This is a genomic window from Priestia sp. BR_2 (genome assembly GCF_041954005.1).
Taxonomy (GTDB): domain Bacteria; phylum Bacillota; class Bacilli; order Paenibacillales; family Paenibacillaceae; genus Paenibacillus_AQ; species Paenibacillus_AQ lautus_A.
Map to the genome: position 1 here is coordinate 1 of NZ_JAVFHM010000111.1, position 534 is coordinate 534.

Here is a 534-nt window from a genome sequence, read left to right on the forward strand (position 1 = left end):
GCATGGAAGGGCCATCGCTCAACGGATAAAAGCTGCCCTGGGGATAACAGGCTTATCTCCCCCAAGAGTCCACATCGACGGGGAGGTTTGGCACCTCGATGTCGGCTCATCGCATCCTGGGGCGGAAGTAGGTCCCAAGGGTTGGGCTGTTCGCCCATTAAAGCGGTACGCGAGCTGGGTTCAGAACGTCGTGAGACAGTTCCGTCCCTATCTGTCGTGGGCGGTGGAAATTTGAGAGGAGCTGTCCTTAGTACGAAAGGACCGGGATGGACGTACCGCTGGTGCACCAGTTGTTCCGCCAGGAGCATGGCTGGGTAGCTACGTACGGACGGGATAAGCGCTGAAAGCATCTGAGCGTGAAGCCCCCCTCAAGATGAGATTTCCCAGTATGTAAGACCCCTTGAAGACAACTTGGTAGATAGGTTGGAGGGGGAAGTGCAGCAATGCTTGGAGCTGACCAATACTAATCGGTCGAGGGCTTATCCAAAATATATTTAAATGAGCTGCAAATATCGTTTCGTGTCTAGTTTTCTA

General features: G+C 53.4%; 1 rRNA gene. It reads left to right on the forward strand.

The annotated features are described in order from the left end of the window. Positions 1-487 (forward strand): 23S ribosomal RNA (locus tag RB298_RS03660); the annotation flags it as partial. Positions 488-534: the final 47 nt, after the last annotated feature.